19 protein-coding genes are annotated in these 16745 nt (G+C 73.6%); 4 read left to right on the top strand and 15 right to left on the bottom strand.

Features of this window, described 5'->3' with window-relative positions:
* Nucleotides 1–7 precede the first annotated feature (7 nt).
* Both A6A27_RS37330 and A6A27_RS37325 read right to left on the bottom strand, forming a co-directional pair.
* Entirely contained in the window at nucleotides 8–658 is a 651-nt protein-coding gene (locus tag A6A27_RS37330; RefSeq protein ID WP_073839375.1) for a response regulator, read from the bottom strand.
* Nucleotides 655–1854, bottom strand: coding sequence for a sensor histidine kinase (locus A6A27_RS37325; protein ID WP_073839374.1), 1200 nt, complete (start codon nucleotides 1852–1854; stop codon nucleotides 655–657). The genes A6A27_RS37330 and A6A27_RS37325 overlap by 4 nt, the downstream gene beginning before the upstream one ends.
* 154 nt (nucleotides 1855–2008) lie before the next feature.
* Here A6A27_RS37325 and A6A27_RS37320 point away from each other — a divergent pair, with 154 nt between their 5' ends.
* The gene (locus tag A6A27_RS37320; RefSeq protein ID WP_073839373.1) at nucleotides 2009–2704 is read left to right on the top strand and encodes a hypothetical protein; all 696 of its coding nucleotides are present in this window, start codon (nucleotides 2009–2011) and stop codon (nucleotides 2702–2704) included.
* A gap of 154 nt (nucleotides 2705–2858) precedes the next feature.
* On the opposite strand, the gene A6A27_RS37315 is transcribed toward A6A27_RS37320, so the two are convergent.
* Nucleotides 2859–3101 (bottom strand): hypothetical protein, encoded by a 243-nt coding sequence (locus tag A6A27_RS37315; RefSeq protein ID WP_073839372.1) that lies wholly within the window; start codon nucleotides 3099–3101, stop codon nucleotides 2859–2861.
* A 405-nt stretch (nucleotides 3102–3506) separates the two neighbouring features.
* Here A6A27_RS37315 and gndA point away from each other — a divergent pair, with 405 nt between their 5' ends.
* The gene (gene gndA / locus A6A27_RS37310; RefSeq protein ID WP_073839395.1) at nucleotides 3507–4949 is read left to right on the top strand and encodes an NADP-dependent phosphogluconate dehydrogenase; all 1443 of its coding nucleotides are present in this window, start codon (nucleotides 3507–3509) and stop codon (nucleotides 4947–4949) included.
* 81 nt (nucleotides 4950–5030) lie between these two features.
* Here gndA and A6A27_RS37305 read toward each other — a convergent pair whose 3' ends face one another.
* The 4 genes from A6A27_RS37305 to recO all read right to left on the bottom strand — a co-directional run bounded on the left by A6A27_RS37305 (nucleotide 5031) and on the right by recO (nucleotide 7327).
* Nucleotides 5031–5261, bottom strand: coding sequence for a thioredoxin reductase (locus A6A27_RS37305; RefSeq protein ID WP_073839394.1), 231 nt, complete (start codon nucleotides 5259–5261; stop codon nucleotides 5031–5033).
* A gap of 127 nt (nucleotides 5262–5388) precedes the next feature.
* Nucleotides 5389–5574 (bottom strand): hypothetical protein, encoded by a 186-nt coding sequence (locus A6A27_RS37300; protein WP_073839371.1) that lies wholly within the window; start codon nucleotides 5572–5574, stop codon nucleotides 5389–5391.
* Between the two features lie 68 nt (nucleotides 5575–5642).
* Nucleotides 5643–6443 (bottom strand): isoprenyl transferase, encoded by an 801-nt coding sequence (locus tag A6A27_RS37295; RefSeq protein ID WP_143194380.1) that lies wholly within the window; start codon nucleotides 6441–6443, stop codon nucleotides 5643–5645.
* Between the two features lie 8 nt (nucleotides 6444–6451).
* A complete protein-coding gene (gene recO, locus A6A27_RS37290) occupies nucleotides 6452–7327 on the bottom strand; it encodes a DNA repair protein RecO (RefSeq protein ID WP_073839369.1) in 876 nt (291 codons plus the stop codon).
* A 102-nt stretch (nucleotides 7328–7429) separates the two neighbouring features.
* On the opposite strand from recO, the gene A6A27_RS37285 reads away from it, so the two are divergent.
* Nucleotides 7430–8203: a DUF4097 family beta strand repeat-containing protein gene (locus tag A6A27_RS37285; protein ID WP_073839393.1), complete on the top strand. Its 774-nt coding sequence runs from the start codon at nucleotides 7430–7432 to the stop codon at nucleotides 8201–8203.
* 27 nt (nucleotides 8204–8230) lie between these two features.
* Here A6A27_RS37285 and A6A27_RS37280 read toward each other — a convergent pair whose 3' ends face one another.
* From A6A27_RS37280 to A6A27_RS37245, 8 genes are all read right to left on the bottom strand, one after another.
* Nucleotides 8231–9397 carry an acyltransferase family protein gene (locus A6A27_RS37280; RefSeq protein ID WP_073839368.1) on the bottom strand — a complete coding sequence of 389 codons (1167 nt, stop codon included), beginning with the start codon at nucleotides 9395–9397 and terminating at the stop codon, nucleotides 8231–8233.
* Nucleotides 9398–9603: 206 nt separating this feature from the next.
* Nucleotides 9604–10503, bottom strand: coding sequence for a GTPase Era (gene era, locus A6A27_RS37275; protein WP_073839392.1), 900 nt, complete (start codon nucleotides 10501–10503; stop codon nucleotides 9604–9606).
* A gap of 5 nt (nucleotides 10504–10508) precedes the next feature.
* On the bottom strand, nucleotides 10509–10895 hold the full coding sequence (locus tag A6A27_RS37270) for a cytidine deaminase (RefSeq protein ID WP_073839367.1): 387 nt from the start codon (nucleotides 10893–10895) through the stop codon (nucleotides 10509–10511).
* Complete coding sequence (locus A6A27_RS37265; protein ID WP_198940625.1) at nucleotides 10888–12294, bottom strand: hemolysin family protein; 1407 nt, start codon at nucleotides 12292–12294, stop codon at nucleotides 10888–10890. The genes A6A27_RS37270 and A6A27_RS37265 overlap by 8 nt, the downstream gene beginning before the upstream one ends.
* Complete coding sequence (ybeY, locus tag A6A27_RS37260) at nucleotides 12270–12743, bottom strand: rRNA maturation RNase YbeY (protein ID WP_073839365.1); 474 nt, start codon at nucleotides 12741–12743, stop codon at nucleotides 12270–12272. The genes A6A27_RS37265 and ybeY overlap by 25 nt, the downstream gene beginning before the upstream one ends.
* A gap of 18 nt (nucleotides 12744–12761) precedes the next feature.
* Nucleotides 12762–13820 (bottom strand): PhoH family protein, encoded by a 1059-nt coding sequence (locus A6A27_RS37255; RefSeq protein WP_073839364.1) that lies wholly within the window; start codon nucleotides 13818–13820, stop codon nucleotides 12762–12764.
* Between the two features lie 138 nt (nucleotides 13821–13958).
* Entirely contained in the window at nucleotides 13959–15329 is a 1371-nt protein-coding gene (locus tag A6A27_RS37250) for a serine hydrolase domain-containing protein (protein ID WP_073839363.1), read from the bottom strand.
* Between the two features lie 22 nt (nucleotides 15330–15351).
* A complete protein-coding gene (locus tag A6A27_RS37245) occupies nucleotides 15352–15702 on the bottom strand; it encodes a histidine triad nucleotide-binding protein (protein WP_073839362.1) in 351 nt (116 codons plus the stop codon).
* Nucleotides 15703–15795: 93 nt separating this feature from the next.
* Here A6A27_RS37245 and A6A27_RS37240 point away from each other — a divergent pair, with 93 nt between their 5' ends.
* Nucleotides 15796–16557: an SDR family NAD(P)-dependent oxidoreductase gene (locus A6A27_RS37240; RefSeq protein ID WP_073839361.1), complete on the top strand. Its 762-nt coding sequence runs from the start codon at nucleotides 15796–15798 to the stop codon at nucleotides 16555–16557.
* Nucleotides 16558–16745: the final 188 nt, after the last annotated feature.

Raw genomic sequence — 16745 nt, 5'->3', positions numbered from 1 at the left:
GCGTCCGCTACCGCCGGAGCTGCGCCACGCCGCTCTGGTACGCCAGCACGACCGCCTGCACCCGGTCCCGCACTCCGAGCTTGGCGAAGATGCGGTTCACGTGCGTCTTCACGGTCGCCTCGCCGACGAAGAGCTGGCCGGCGATTTCCTGGTTGGACAGGCCGAGAGCCATCATCCGCAACACCTCGGTCTCCCGGGCGGTCAGCTCCGCCAGGCCCGGGTGGCCGGCCACCGACGCCGTCGCGGTGTAGTGGTCGATCAGGCGCCGGGTGATCGACGGGGAGAGCAGGGCGTCGCCGCGGGCCGCCGTCCGCACCGCCTCGGCCAGTTCCCGGGGCGGAGTGGTCTTGAGCATGAAACCGGAGGCGCCGGCGCGCAGCGCCCGGTACACGTACTCGTCGAGATCGAAGGTGGTCAGCATGATGATCCGGGTCTCGCCACGCGCGGCCAGGATCCGCTCGGTCGCGGCGATCCCGTCCGTGGGCGCCATGTGGATGTCCATCAGCACCACGTCGGGTGCGAACCGGTTCGCGAGCTGCACGGCTTCCTCACCGTCGGCCGCATCGGCGACGACCTCGAGGTCGGGCTGCGCGGCGAGGATCAGCCGGAGGCCGCCCCGCACCAACGCCTCGTCGTCGGCGATGAGAACCCGGGTCATCCGGTGACTCCTGTCGTGGCGAGCGTGCCGACCGACGCCTCGCCGTCGAAGGGCAGCTCGACGCGTACGTCGAAGCCGCCCTGCGGGCGCGGGCCGGCGGTGACCGTACCGCCGAACAGCTCCACCCGCTCGCGGATGCCGGTCAGGCCGTGTCCGGTGCCGGCGCTCCGCCGGGCCCGGCCGGTGCCGTCGTCGGTCACGTGCAGCCGGAGGGCGTCGCCGGTCACCTCGATCGAGACGCGGACCGCCGCGCCCGCCGCGTGCCGGGCGGCGTTGGTCAGCGCCTCCTGGAGGATCCGGTACCCGCTGACGTCGGCGGCGGCCGGGATCATGTCGAGGTCGCCCGTGACATCCACGTCGACCTGCCCGCCGGCGAGGCGTACCCCGGCGGTCAACGGTTCGAGCCGGCGTAGCGAGGGCAGCGCCTCCGGGGCCGGCTCGGCGCCGCGGAGGATGACGAGCAGCCGGCGCAGCTCGGTGACGACCTCACGCCCGACGTCCTGCACGGCGTCGAGGGACGTGCGGGCCTGCGCCGCGTCCGTGTCGAGCACGGCCTGCGCCGCGGCGGCCTGCAGCACCATCACCGAGACCCCGTGCGAGACGATGTCGTGCAGTTCCCGGGCCACCCGCAGCCGCTCGTCCGTCCGGGCGGCGGCCTCCCGCTCGGCGGCCAGCGCCACCAGCCGGGCCGCCTGCGCCCGCCGCATCCGCACGGCGTAACCGGGGCCGAGCACAGCGAGCCCGACGAACAGGATGAACACCCAGTCGGAGTCGCCGGCCACCGCGTTCTCGATCCCGAGCGGGAGAAAATAGCTGACCGCGGCGACCGTGAAGGCAGCCCGGCCGCCCACGGCGACACAGCCGAAGGCCGCGGCGAGCAGCGCCAGCAGTGGCACCACCGGCCACTCCGGCAGGACCGGCGTGAAGCTCTGCGCGGTAAAGCAGGCGCCGGCGAGGACGGCCGCCGCCCGGGGGTACGCCGTGCAGCCGGCCACCGCGAGGCAGTAGCCGACCAGCAGCACGGTCAGGACGGCGAGCCAACCGGCGGAGAGCGCGGCGAGGTCCGGACCCTCCCCCTCCACGTAGCCCGCCAGCGGGACGTAGAGCTCGGCCAGGCCGAACGCGAGCAACGCGGCACCGGCGAGCGAGGTGGCCACCTCGCGCCACCGGGCCCGGACGGCGGGGGTGGCTGACATGCCGGAAGGGTAGCGACGACGGCCGCCCTTCCGCGTCCACCCACGGGTGTAGCGAGGGCGGCCGGAGCTCCACCCCCAGATCAACTTCCGCGCCGACGACCCGGCCCCGGTGCTGCTCCTAGCGTCCCTGCCACGACTTCGGAAGGAGACACTGATGGACGACAGCACCGGGCGGCGGCGGAGCCGGCGGCTCACGGCGGGCGCGCTGCTCACCGGCGGCGTCATGTACGGCGCCGCGAACGCCTTCTACTGGGTGATGTTCCCTGACGACGTGGCCGACACCGCCGACAACGTCACGGTGGCCGCCGGGCACCTGGGCGCCTGGCGGGTGGAGACCGTCCTGTTCGCCCTGGCCCACCTGCTGCTGCTGCCGGCGATGCTCGGGCTGGCCGCTACCCTGGGCCGGCGCAAGCCGGTAGTGGCCACCGTCGGCGGCGCGGCGAGCCTTCTCGGGCTCTACTTCTCCACCGTCCACCTGTGGCAGTACAACGCCTTCTTCGGGGCCCTGGCCGGCGGCGGCGTCGACGCCGGCGCCGCTCGGCCGGTGACCACCGCCATCGACGGGGACCCGTTCGTGATGGCCTCGTTCGCGGTGTGGCTGCTCGGCTGGCTGGTCGGCCTCCTGGTGCTCGCCTTCGGCGCCTGGCGCGCCCGGCTGGTGGCGCTCTGGGTGCCGCTGGTCCTGACCGCCGGACAGGTGCTGGACCTGGTCGGCACCGGCGTCCCGGTCAAGGTGGCGGTGAGCGTGCTGATGGTGGCCGGCTTCGTCGGCCTGGCCCGCGGCGTCGAGCGGTCGCGTGCCGCCGAGGCGCCGGCCGGGACGGCGACCCCGGCGACCGCTGCGGCCTGAGCCGCGGGAGTGGGGCGGGGCGGCTCGTGCCGCCCCGCCCCGGACCGGCCGGTGCGGGCCGCTTGTCACCGCCGCTTCGGCGAACTCGCGGCATCCGGCCAGCCGGGGCACCGCAACCTCGGCGAGGTGGCGTGACATGCGGCCCGGCCGGGCCTCAGCTCCGCCGGAAGGCGTAGAACCGGGTCTGGCCGGCGCGTTGGCTGCGGCCGGCGAGACGGGACTCCCGACCGACCGGCGGGCCGGCCTTCGGCGCCGGCGGGGTGTCGGCCCGGCCCGGCAGGGTCACCGGTGCCGGGGGCGCCACCGCCAGCGCGTCGAGGTCCGGTGGGGTCACGTCCACCAGGGACGGCGTGGACGCGGGCTGACGGGATTTCTTCGGACTGCGCTTGGCGGGCATACGCTGCCTCCTGACTGTCGGGGCGCCGGGTGGGCGCGGCGAGCGGGCAAGCCCCGGCAGGTCCGACAGGAAAGCCACCGCGACAACGGCGGTGCGGATGCGGACGCCCGGAGCGGGAGGGATCCGCGGCGCGAACGGCGGCGGACCAGGGCTCGGAAGAAGGGCGTCAGTTACGCATGACGGCAGGTTAACCCACCGCCGCCGCACCGCGCACCCGATTTACTGCCACGGTCGGCGTCACCGACGCGATGACCGCGAAGGTCGCCCCCGTGCAGGCCCGCCTCGCGGCGGGCTGAGGACGGACCGCGACCGGGCCCTCACCCGCCGTCGGGCGTCCCCGCCCGCGCTCGCATCGACCGCGATACCGTCGCAGGACGGGCAACCCGACGAGAGGTGGCGGTACGCGTGGCAGAGCAGGCGACGGCGCAGATCGGCGTGACCGGCCTGGCGGTGATGGGCCGTAACCTGGCCCGGAACCTGGCCCGCAACGGCTTCACCGTGGCGCTGCACAACCGCTCGCCGCAGCGCACCCGCAGCCTGGTCGCCGAGCACGGCGACGAGGGCCGGTTCGTGCCGGCGGAGTCGCTGGCCGACTTCGTCGCCTCGCTGGAACGCCCACGCGCGGTAATCGTCATGGTGAAGGCGGGCGCGCCGACCGACGCGGTGATCGACGAGCTGGTTCCCCTGCTCGAGGCGGGGGACATCGTCGTCGACTGCGGCAACGCCCACTTCGCCGACACCCGCCGGCGGGAGGAGGCGCTGCGCGGTCACGGGCTGCACTTCGTCGGCACCGGCGTCTCCGGCGGCGAGGAGGGCGCACTGCACGGCCCGAGCATCATGCCGGGCGGCTCGGCCGAGTCCTACCGGAAGCTCGGCCCGATCTTCGAGAAGATCGCCGCGCACGTGGACGGCATCCCGTGCTGCCGGCACATCGGCCCGGACGGCGCCGGCCACTTCGTCAAGATGGTCCACAACGGCATCGAGTACGCCGACATGCAGCTCATCGCCGAGGCGTACGACCTGTTGCGGGCGGGCCTGTCGGCGAGCCCGGCGGAGATCGCGGAGATCTTCCGCGAGTGGAACACGGGCGAGCTGGAGTCGTTCCTCATCGAGATCACCGCCGACGTGCTGGCGCACACCGACGCGGCGACCGGCCGGGCCTTCGTCGACGTGGTGCTCGACCAGGCCGAGCAGAAGGGCACCGGGCGGTGGACCGTGCAGAGCGCGCTCGACCTCGGCGTCCCGATCACCGGCATCGCCGAGGCCACCTTCGCCCGGTCGCTGTCCGGCCACGCCGACCAGCGGGCCGCCGCCCGCCGGGCCTTCCCCGACGCGGGCGCGAAGTGGTCGGTCGACGACGGGGAGACCTTCGTCGAGGACGTCCGGCGGGCGCTGCTGGCCAGCAAGATCGTCGCGTACGCGCAGGGATTCGACCACATCCGGGCCGGCAGCCGGGAGTACGACTGGGGCATCGACCTGGGCGGCACCGCGACCATCTGGCGGGGCGGCTGCATCATCCGGGCCCGCTTCCTAGACCGGATCCGGGAGGCGTACGACGGGCAGCCGGAGCTGCCGACGCTGCTGGTGGCGCCGTGGTTCGCCGACCGGGTCAGCGCCGGGATCCCGGCCTGGCGGCGGGTGGTGGCCGACGCGGCCCGGGCGGGCGTGCCGACCCCGGCCTTCTCGTCGTCGCTGGCCTGGTTCGACGGCCTGCGCGCGGAACGGCTGCCGGCGGCGCTGATCCAGGGGCTGCGGGACAACTTCGGGGCGCACACCTACCACCGGGTGGACCGGGACGGCACGTTCCACACCCTGTGGGCCGGTAACCGCTCCGAAGTGGAGGCCTGAGCGCAGCCTGATCCACTCGATGTGCCGCAGGTGGCGTTCGTCGCCCGAGACGCCGCGGCATGCCGCCTCCCGTGGCGCCGCTCACCAGGCCCGTTCGGCGGCGTCGGCAGGGGTGGGTGCCCAGTCCGCGGCCGGTTCGCCCTGTGCCAGCTCGGCGATCTCGCCGGAGCGGACGGCCGGCGTGTGCCCGAGCTCGGCGCAGTACCGCTCGGCAACACCGGCGCAGAGGTCCGCGACCCGTTCCCGGTGCGCGGCGTCAACCAGACCCGCGCCGGCCAGCGCGGCCGTCATCTCGTACCGGAGATCCCGCATGCCCACCCCCGTGGCCGGACGCGACCGGGCGGCGCGCCCTCGCGCCGATCGTATGCGCCGAGGCCGCGCCGCCCACCGGAAACGCGTCGACACCGCCCCCACAGGGGGACGGCGTCGACGCCGGTCGTCACCAGAACCGGCGACGCCGCGCCTTCTGCGGCCGCAGCAGGTCGGCGCCCCTGGTGAGGAGTCGACTCACTCCGGTCGGGCCGCGACGGGCCTCCAGGGAGTGGCTGAGCCGGCGTGCACCGGCCGCCGCCAGCGGCACGGCGACCGCCATGAGTGCCCACTGGGCGATCCGCTTCTGCGCCATGTTGGTTCACCTCCGCGATCGGCTGCTGTCCGGTTGGTACCCCGTCGGTCGTGGCGGTAAGCGTGAGCTCAGACTGCGGGGGCGACCGGGTTGGGCAGGGCGCCGCCGAACCGGCGGTCCCGCTGCGCGTAGAGCTCGCACGCGTACCAGAGGTGGCGCCGGTCGAAGTCCGGCCAGAGGGTGTCCAGGAACACCAGCTCGGCGTACGCGCTCTGCCAGAGCAGGAAGTTGGAGGTGCGCTGCTCCCCGGAGGGGCGCAGGAAGAGGTCCACCTCGGGGACTTCCGGGTGGTAGAGGTACTTCGCGACGGTCTTCTCGTTGACCTTGCCCGGGTCGAGCCGGCCGGCGGCCACGTCCCGGGCGATCGCGGCGGCGGCGTCGGCGATCTCCGCCTGGCCGCCGTAGTTGACACAGAACTGCAGGGTCAGCGTCGAGTTGCCCCGGGACATCTCCTCGGCGGCCTGCAGCTCGGAAATGACGCTCTTCCAGAGCCGCCCGGCCCGGCCCGACCAGACCACCCGGACGCCCAGGTCGACGAGCTGGTCCCGGCGGCGGCGGATGACGTCCCGGTTGAAGCCCATCAGGAAGCGGACCTCGTCCGGCGAGCGCCGCCAGTTCTCGGTGGAGAACGCGTACGCCGACAGGTAGGGGATGCCCAGCTCGATCGCGCCCTCGATGGTGTCGAAGAGGCTGTATTCCCCCTGCTCGTGACCCTTGGTCCGGGGCAGTCCGCGCTCCTTGGCCCAGCGGCCGTTGCCGTCCATGACGATGGCGACGTGCTTCGGCAGGGCCTCCGCCGGCAGCGCCGGCGGCCGGGCCCCGGACGGGTGCGGAGTCGGTGGCACCGGCTCGCGCCGGACGGCCCTCATCGATCGGATCACTCGGTCTTCTCCCTGTTCACACCAGCGGCGGCGGGCCCGACGCCGCTGCCCGGCAGGACCGCGCCCGGCCCCGTGCCGCTCGGCGGTGGGACCGTGCCGGAAGCCGGGCCACCCCGGTCGACCAGCGGCAGCGAGCGTAGCGCGCGCTCCAGATGCCACTGGAGGTGCGCCGCGACCAGGCCACTGCACTCCCGGCGTACGCCGGGCTCGGTGGCGTCGGCGTACGCCCAGTCGCCGGTGGTCAGCGCGGACATCAGCGCGATGGTGGCCGGGGCGGGGTGGGCGGCGCCGGGCGGCCGGCAGTCCGGGCAGACCACTCCCCCAGCCGGTACGGAGAACGCCCGGTGCCGCCCCGGGGTGCCGCAGACCGCGCAGGCGACCAGCGCCGGCGCCCAGCCGGCGAACGCCATCCCGCGCAGCAGGTAGGCATCCAGCACCAGGGTGATGGCGTGCTCGCCACCGGCCAGTGAGCGCAGCGCGCCGAGGGTGAGCTGGAACAACCGCAGCGACGGCTCCCGCTCGACCGGGGTGAGCCGTTCCGCGGTCTCGGCGATCGCGCTGGCCGCCGTGTAGCGCGGGTAGTCGCCGAGGAACCGTTTGCCGTAGAGGTCGATCCCCTCGACCTGGCTGATGGTGTGCAGCGAGCTGCCCAGGTTGCCCGTGGGGTCGCCGGCGAGCTGGAGGTCCACGTGCCCGAACGGCTCCAGCCGGGCGCCGAACCGGCTGCTGGTGCGCCGGACGCCCCGGGCCACCGCGCGCAGCCGGCCGTGCCGGCGGGTGAGCAGGGTGATGATCCGGTCGGACTCGCCCAGCTTCTGCACGCGCAGCACCACTGCGTCGTCGCGGTAGAGCTGTCGGCGGTACCCGGCCATCGGGTCATTCTCCCTCGGGGTGCGATCTCAGGGTCGGTTCGGGGTGGATCGGCGGTCGAACCCGGATGTGCCGTCCCGGAGGTCACCCGTAGCGTGCTGACCATGGCTGTGCACCGGACCGTCGCCGCCGCCGCGGCGGCCTCCCTGATCCTCCTCTGCGGGTGTGACACCATCTCGTTCCGCCGGCTCGACTACGACGACACCGAGGCGGTGAAGATCACCCGGATCACCGTGGAGCCGGGCTCGGGCGACGTCACCGTCCGCGCCGCCGGCTCCGCCCCGCAGGTACGCATCAAGCGGATGGTCCGCTACCAGGGCGGGCAGCCGGACACCCGATACGAGATCAACGGCGACGAACTGGTGCTGCGCACCGAATGCGGTCCCCGGTGCAGCGTCTCCTGGGAGATCTCCGCCCCCGAGGGCGTGACGGTACGCGGCGAGACCGGCTCCGGGGACGTCGACCTGAGCCGGGTCGGCGCGGTGGAGTTCAAGCTCGGCTCGGGCAACGTCTCGGTCAGCGGGGCAACCGGCGACGTCCGCGCCGAGACCGGCTCGGGGAACATCGACGTGATCGACGCGGGCGGTGCGGTGCGGCTGCGCGCCGCCTCCGGCGACATCACCGCGCAGCGGCTCGCCGCCGGGGTGGACGCCGAGACGTCCTCCGGCAACGTGACGGTCGAGCTGGCCCAGCCGGCGTCGGCCCGGGTGCACGCCGCCAGCGGCGACGTCGAGCTGACCGTGCCGGACAGCCGGTACCGGGTACGGACCAGCACCGGCTCGGGCGACCGGGACCTCGGCGTGGTCGACGATCCGGGCGCCGCCCTGCTGCTGGACGTCAGCACCGGCAGCGGCAACGTGACGATCACCCGACGCTGAGCCACCCGAGGACCCTCGGGGCGACGGTCAGCCGGCGCCGAGTTCGGTGCCGGACCGGTCGCCGGCGCGCCGGGGCTCGGGAACCCGGCGCGCGGCAGTCGGGCGGGCCGCCCCGGCCGTCGCCAGCTCGCTCTCCGCCCCGGCCGGGGCGGGGCTGGCCGGCGCGGTGGCCGCCCGCTCGGCCACGGTCGGCCGGGGCCGGCCGGGGACCAGCTCCAGCCTACGCCGGGCCGCCACGTCCTCGACCCAGCCGACCAGCAGGGTGACCACGCCGACCAGCGCGAACACCAGCACCACCCGGATCGCCAGGCCGAGCGGGTCGCGCGGGGTCCAGCCGACCAGACCGACCAGCGGGGTGAGCGCCACCACGAACGGCATGTGCCACAGGTAGATGGTCAGCGCCCGACGGTTCAGCACGGTGACCGCCCGGCTCAGCAGCGGGACGCGGTCGACCCAGGCCGCCTCGGCCGGGGCCCGGCCGATCGCCACCAGGATGAACGCCGCCGACCAGAGCGCGTTGCCGAGGTGGATGTCGTTCAGGTCGTAGCCGCGCGGGCCGGGGTGGGTGAAGATCCAGCCCAGGCCGGCGGCGCCGAGAGCGAGCGCCGCGGGCACCAGGACCCGGTTGCTCATCCGGCGCAGCATGCCCTCGTGGTGGGCGAAGCCCAGCAGCCAGGCGCCGAAATACAGGCCGAACTCGCGCAGCACGCCCGGCGCGTCCGGGTAGACGCCCATCTCGATCAGCACGAGCAGCGCGTACGGGGCGAGCAGGGTGGGCAGCGGCGCCCGGCGGAACAGCCACAACGCGAGCGGCGAGGCCAGCACGAACCACAGGTAGTCCCGGAGATACCAGATGGGGCTCAGGGCCAGGCCACCCCAGTAGTTGGCCGGCGGGTCGCTGACCGGGAAGAGCCAGAGCAGCACCTTCGGGCTGAACGGCAGCCCGCTGAGCAGCATGGCCGGCACGAAGACCAGGGCGAGCACCCAGAGCGACGGCAGCAGGCGACGCAGCCGGCGCGCCACGGCCGGCGCGCCGGTCCGGTCCAGCGAGGCCGCCATCAGCGAGCCGGCGAGCGCGAACATCACCGACATCGCCGGGAAGATCAGCGTCAGGGTCGCCGATCCGATGACGTGGTAGACGACGACTCGCACGATGGCCAGGAAGCGGAGCAGGTCCAGGTATCGGTTTCGCATAAGCCTGCATCTATGTCCGGGGGCTGGGGATCAACCTCTCCCTACCCTCCGACCCGAGGCGGCGAAACGGCGAGGCGCCGGGGCCAAAAGTGAAACATCCCATAAAGGCGACCGATCCGGACCAGCCGTCGAGGACCGGTCACCAGGCCCCAAAAAGCCGCACCGGCGGCGCCGGAAAGATCCGGGCCGCCGGTCGAACGTCCGTTTCAGAAGCCGAGCTTGCGCAGCTGCTTCGGGTCGCGCTGCCAGTCCTTGGCGACCCGGACGTGCAGGTCCAGATAGACGCGGGCGCCGAGCAGCTCCTCGATCTGCCGGCGTGCGGTGGTGCCGACCTCCTTGAGCCGGCTACCCCGGTGACCGATCATGATCGCCTTCTGGCTCGGCCGCTCGACGTACACGTCGGCGTAGATCTTGGTGAGCTGACCCTCCGCGATCATCTCCTCCACCACGACGGCGATGGAGTGCGGCAGCTCGTCCCGTACGCCCTCCAGCGCCGCCTCACGGATCAGCTCGGCGACGAGCACCTGCTCGGGGTCGTCGGTGAGCATGTCGTCCGGGTAGAGCTGCGGCGACTCGGGCAGGTAGCCGGTCATCACGTCGACCAGGGTGTCCAGCTGGTGGCCGGAGACCGCGCTCACCGGCACCACGTCGGCGAAGTCGGCCAGCTCGCTGACCGCGAGAAGCTGCTCGGCGAGCCGCCCGCGGTCCACCAGGTCGGTCTTGGTGACCACGGCCAGCACGGTCGCCTTGAGGCTGGCCAGCTCACCGGTGATGAACCGGTCGCCCCGGCCGATCGGCTCGTTGGCCGGGATGCACAGGCCGATCACGTCGACCTCGCTCCAGGTCTCCCGGACCAGATCGTTCAGCCGCTCGCCGAGCAGCGTACGGGGGCGGTGCAGGCCCGGGGTGTCGACCAGCACGAGCTGCGACTCCGGGCGGTGCAGGACGGCCCGGATGACGTGCCGGGTGGTCTGCGGCTTGTTCGAGGTGATCGCGATCTTGGTGCCGACGATCGCGTTGGTCAGCGTCGACTTGCCGGCGTTCGGCCGCCCGACGAAACAGGCGAAACCCGCCCGGTACGGACGCGGCTCCTCCGGGTCCGGCACCCCGGTCACTCGACCACCGTGCCGAGGACGGAGCCGTCCGGGGCGGCCACGTGGATCGGCGCGTCGGCGGAGAGGTCCCGGACGGCGGCGTGCCCCGCGCCGTCCAGCGTCGAGGCCTCGGTCACCACCACGGCGGCCTCCAACCGGCTGGCGCCGGCGGCCACCGCCGAGGCGACCGCGAGCTGCAGCGCGGTCAGGGCCAGCGACGGCAGTGCCACGCTGGCCGCCGCGTACGTCCGGCCGTCCTGGTCGCGGACCGCCGCGCCCTCCACGGCGCCCACCCGGCCGCGCGCGCCCCGGGCCAGGACGACCAGCTTGCCGTCCTCGGCGCTCAGCTCGGCCAGGTCGGACGGGGTGGGCCGGGCAGCCGGCACGGCGGGTGACTCAGGCATCGGCGGGTTGCCTCTCCTCGGAACGGTTGTGGTTGCCACGGGGCTCGGCGTGCTCGCCACGGCCCCCGTTGTCGGACGCGTCGCTCGGCGCGACCCGGCGCACCAGCACGGTGTCGATCCGGTTGCGCCGCCCGGTGGTGCCCTCGGCGATCAGCCGAAGCCCGGCGACCTCGGCCTCGGCGCCCGGGATCGGCACCCGGCCGAGCGACTGGGCGAGCAGGCCGCCGACCGTCTCCACCTCGTCGGTGGGCAGTTCGGTGTCGAACAGCTCGCCCAGATTCTCCACCGGCAGCCGGGCGGCCACCCGCACGGCCCCGTCCGCCAGGTGCTCGACCGGCGGGCGTTCGACATCGTACTCGTCGGTGATCTCACCGACGATCTCCTCCAGGATGTCCTCGATGGTGACCAGGCCGCCGGTGCCGCCGTACTCGTCGACCACGATGACCAGGTGGTTGCGGGCCGCCTGCATCTCCGACAGCAGGTCGTCGACCGGCTTCGACTCCGGCACGAAGGTCGCCGGACGCATCAGCTCGGCCACCGGCATCTGCCGGGCCTCCGGGGCACCCTGGATCCGCCGGATCAGGTCCTTGAGGTAGAGCACCCCGAGCACGTCGTCCACGCTCTCCCCGATCACCGGAATCCGGGAGAAGCCGGAGCGCAGGAAGAGCGCCAGCGCCTGGGCCAGGGTCTTACTCTCCTCGATCCACACCATCTCGGTACGCGGCACCATCACCTCGCGGGCGATGGTGTCGCCGAGGGCGAAGACCGAGTGGATCATCTGGCGTTCGCCGTGCTCCACCACTCCGCGCTGCTCGGCCAGGTCGACCAGTTCGCGCAGCTCCACCTGGGTGGCGAACGGCCCCTCGCGGAAGCCGCGCCCCGGGGTGACCGCGTTGCCGATCAGGATCAGCAGCGAGGCGAGCGGGTTGAGGGCCCGGCCCAGCCAGCGCACCAGCGGCGCGACCGTGCGACCCACCGCGTACGCGTGCTGCCGGCCGAGGGTGCGCGGTGCCACGCCGACCACCACGAAGCTGACCACGGTCATCGCCCCGGCGGTGACCAGGGCGGCCCGCCAGCCCGCACCGAAGCTGTCCACGGCCACCAGCGCGACCAGCGTGGTGGCGGTCAGCTCGGCCAGCAGCCGGAGCAGGAGCAGCAGGTTGAGATGGCGGACGACGTCGCCCGCGACCGCCTGGAGGGTACGCGCGCCGCGCGCCCCGTCCCGGGCCAGCTCGGCGGCCCGGGCCGGGGAGACGGCGGCCAGCGCCGCCTCGGTCATCGCGATGAGGCCGGCGAGCACCACCAGCCCCGCCGCGACGAAGATGAGCTGGAGATCGGGCAGTCCCGCCGGAGTGCCGGCCGCCAGAGTGGACATCATTTCGACCGGGTCGACCGCCAGCTCGCCAGCAGCCGGGCCTGGAGGCCGAACATCTCCTGCTCCTCCTCCGGCTCGGCGTGGTCGTACCCGAGCAGGTGCAGCACGCCGTGCACGGTGAGCAGGTGCAGCTCGTCGGCGGCGGAGTGGCCGGCCGCGGCCGCCTGCTTGGCCGCCACCTCGGGGCAGAGCACGATGTCGCCGAGCAGGGCCGGCTCGCCGCCGGCCGGGCTGCTCTCCCCCGGACCGTGGTCGACGCTGCCCTCGTCCATGGGGAAGGCGAGCACGTCGGTCGGGCCGTCGCCGCCCATCCAGCGATGGTTCAGCTCGGCCATGTAGTCGATGTCGACCAGCAGGATGGAGAGCTCGGCGAGCGGGTTGACCCCCATCTCGTCGAGGGCGTGCCGGGCGACGGCGAGCACGGCGTCGGTGTCAACCTCGACACCCGACTCATTGGCGATCTCGATGGACAACTGTCTTCCTCTGGTGGATTAGCGGCGCCGGCCGGCCCGGCCGCCCTGGGCGGTCCGCCCGGGCACGGCGTGCACGCCCTGTGCCTGCTGGTTCTCCCGCTCGGCGTCCCAGCGGGCGTACGCGTCGACGATCTCGCCCACCAGCTTGTGGCGGACCACGTCGGCGCTGGAGAGCTGGGCGAAGTGCACGTCCTCGACGTTGCTCAGGATCTCCCGGACCACCCGCAGGCCGCTGGTCGTCCCGCCGGGCAGGTCCACCTGGGTGACGTCACCGGTGACCACGATCTTGGAACCGAAGCCGAGCCGGGTGAGGAACATCTTCATCTGCTCGGGCGTGGTGTTCTGCGCCTCATCCAGGATGATGAACGCGTCGTTGAGCGTCCGGCCCCGCATGTACGCGAGCGGCGCCACCTCGATCGTGCCGGCCGCCATCAGCTTCGGGATGGACTCCGGGTCGAGCATGTCGTGCAGCGCGTCGTACAGCGGCCGCAGGTACGGGTCGATCTTCTCGTTGAGCGTGCCGGGCAGGAAGCCCAGCCGCTCGCCCGCCTCGACCGCCGGCCGGGTCAGGATGATCCGGTTGACCTGCTTGGCCTGGAGCGCCTGGACCGCCTTCGCCATGGCCAGGTAGGTCTTGCCGGTGCCGGCGGGCCCGATGCCGAAGACGATCGTGTTGGCGTCGATCGCGTCGACGTACCGCTTCTGCCCGAGCGTCTTGGGACGGATGGTGCGGCCGCGCCGGGAGAGGATGTTGAGCGTCAGGACCTCGGCGGGCCGCTCGGTGCTGCCCTGCTCGAGCATGCCGACGGTACGCCGGACGGCGTCAGTGGTCAGGGTCTCGCCTTTCTCGATCAGTTCGAGCAGCTCGCTGAAGAGGCGCTCGGCGAGGGCGTTGTCCGCGGGCGCGCCGGTGATGGTGATCTCGTTGCCCCGCACGTGGACGTCACTGTTGACCGAGCGTTCGACGAGTCGCAGGATCTCGTCGCCCGCGCCGAGCAGGTTCACCATGATCTTCTGGTCGGGGACCGTGATCCTGGTCTGCACCCGGGGCGGGCCGGGAGGTGGGGTGCCGGTCATAGGTCGGGCCGTCGGGCCCTACGCCACCTGCTCTCGATCTCGGTGCCGGGCCCTGCTGGCGCGGCGGTCGGACGTTACGCCCATCGTATCGGGTCAACACCGGCCGCACCGCGTGCATTTCCGCCGGTAGGAGATCAACTACCGGCGGAAGTCGTACCTGTCGAAGGTCTCCTGGTGGCGGGTGAAGCGGTAGGTGGCCCAGTGCATCCGGACCACCGCGCCCCGCTCGTCGCGGGTCAGCCGGAGCAGCTCGCCCACCTCCCGGCCGGCCACGGTCCGGAACACGTCCGGCCGGTCCGGCAGCGGGGCGAAGACCGCCGGCGGCTTGCCGGCCGGGTCGTCCGCGCCCCGGGCCCGCAGCGTCCCGTCGTGCCAGGAGAAGACGTACTCGAAGCCCTCGCCCCACCAGCGGCCCAGCACCCCGCGCAGGTGCGCCGGGGCAGGCGGGCCCGGGCGCCACGGCTCGATCTCCGCCGGGTCGTGCTCGGCGGCGGCGGCGAGCAGCTGGTGGGGCAGCTCGAACACCGGCACGCCGGTGCCGGACGAGCCGAGCACGGCGCAGCCCATCGCGCCGGCCGTGCCGTCCCCGCCACGCCGGCCGTAGACGGCGGCCAGGAAACCGGGCATCGCCCCGTCGTGCCCCACGTGCACCACCCGTTGCGGCTGCGGCACCAGGATCAGGCCGAGCCCGAAGCCGGCGGCCCACACCGTCTCGTCGGTCGTGGTGAGCGGCCAGCGCATCTCGTCGAGGGTCGCCAGGGCGAGCACCGCGCCGGCCGGGTCCAGCGCCGCCGGGTCGGCCAGGAAGGCCGCCCAGCGCGCCATGTCCGGCGCGGTGCTCCACAGCTGCGCCGCCGGGGCCACCGCGCCGAAGTCGGTCGGCGGTTCCGGGTGCGCCTCGTCGGAGTACGCGTCGATCAGGAACCCGGTCGCCGCCCGCTCGCCCGGGGTGGGGCCGGTCCCGGTCAGCCCGAGCGGGACGAGCACCCGCTCGGCGAGCGCCTCGGCCCAGGTGCCGCCCCGCAGCCGGGCGACCAGCTCGCCGAGGAGGGCCATGCCGAGGTTGGAGTAGTGGTAGCGGCGGCCGGTCGGCAGTACCCGCTCCACCCGGGCCAGGTCGGCGAGCAGCTCGTCGACGCCGGGCGCCCGCAGGCTGTCCCAGACGTCGCCGTGCGGCTCGCGTTGCAGGCCGGCGGTGTGTGACAGCAGCCGGCGTACGGTCAGCTCGCCGTGCGCCGGCAGGTCGAGGTGCCGCCCGATCGGGTCGTCCAGGTCGAGCAGCCCGTCGTCGCGGCACTGCATGACCAGCACGGCGGTGAAGGTCTTGGTGACCGAGCCGATCCGGAACACCGTCTCCGGGCCGAGCGGGCGGTCGTTGCCGGTCCCGCCGACCGTGCAGGTCCACAGCGGCCGATCCGCCCGGTGCAGGGCGGCCGAGACCGCCGGGATCCGCCCCTGGACCTGCGCCTGCCGCACCATCCGGTCGAGCCGGTCATGCACCGTGATCATGTGTTGCAGTCTAGGGACGGACTCAGCGGCAGAGCATCGGGCCGAGCGGCGCCCCGCCGAACACGTGCGCGTGCACGTGGAAGACCTCCTGGCCGGCGTACGCCCCGGTGTTGAACATCAGCCGGAAGCCGTCGGCGAGCAGCCCCTCCTCCTCGGCCACCGTGGCGGCCGTGGCGAGCACCTCGCCGGCCAGCCCCGGGTCGCCCTGGGCCAGGGTGGCCACGTCCGCGTAGTGCTCCTTGGGGATCACCAGCACGTGCGTCGGCGCCTGGGGGTTGATGTCCCGGAAGGCGAGGGTGGTGGCGGTCTCCCGCACGATGGTGGCCGGGATCTCCCCGGCGACGATCCGGCAGAACAGGCAGTCGGTTCCCATTCGGGCAGTGTAAGGAAGCGGCCCTGTTGACGGGTCCCGCCTGGGGCGGGCCCGTTGTCAGCCGGCGCGGCCCGGTGCGGCACGATGGCGCGCATGACGGGACGGGCGGTACTGGTGACGGGGGCCTCGCGCGGCATCGGGCGTGCGGTGGCGCGGGCGTTCGCGGCGGGCGGGGACCGGGTGGCGATCCACCACCGGGACTCGGCGGAGCTGGCCGAGCGGGTACGCGCCGAACTGCCCGGCGAGGGCCACGTGGTGGTCCGCGCCGACCTGACCGACCCGGACGCCGTCCGGGCGATGGTCGACGCGGCGGCGGAACGCCTGGGCGGGCTGGACGTGCTGGTCAACAATGCCGGCGTGTACGGCCCCCGGGACCTGCCGCACCCGGTCTTCGGCAACACCTACGAGCAGTGGCGCGAGCAGTGGCGGCTGGTGCTGGAGACCAACCTGACCGGGGCCGCCAACGTCACCTGGTGCGCCGCCCAGCACATGCGCGCGGGGGGTGGCCGGATCGTCAACGTCTCCTCGCGGGGCGCCTTCCGGGGCGAGCCGGAGCAGCCCGCGTACGGGGCGAGCAAGGCCGGGTTGAACGCGCTCGGTCAGTCGCTGGCGCTGGCCCTGGCCCCGTACGGCATCGCGGTGGCCACGGTGGCGCCCGGCTTCGTCGAGACGGACATGACCACCACCCACCTCAGCGGCGAGCGCGGCGACGCGATCCGGGCGCAGAGCCCGTTCCGGCGGGTGGCACGCCCCGAGGAGATCGCCGCCGCGGTGCACTGGCTGGCCAGCCCCGAGGCCGAGTGGGCCTCCGGCACCATCGTCGACCTCAACGGCGCCTCCTACCTGCGCAGCTGACCCTCGGCGGGGACCTGGCAGGTAGGGCCTTGGGCCGGGACGACAACAAGTCCGGTCACCGGTATGTCTGTGAAGAGAATCGACCGTGGCTTGTCTACGCGGCCTTGTCGAGGGTGACGGTGTAGCCCAGGCTGTGGAGTTGTTTGATGAGCCGCTCGCGTTGTCGGTCGGGGTTGCGGCGGGTGAAG

It is taken from the genome of Micromonospora sp. CB01531, from assembly GCF_001905095.1.
Lineage (GTDB): Bacteria > Actinomycetota > Actinomycetes > Mycobacteriales > Micromonosporaceae > Micromonospora.
Note: the sequence above shows the minus strand (reverse complement) of the source record. Positions and strands in the feature narration are given on the sequence as shown.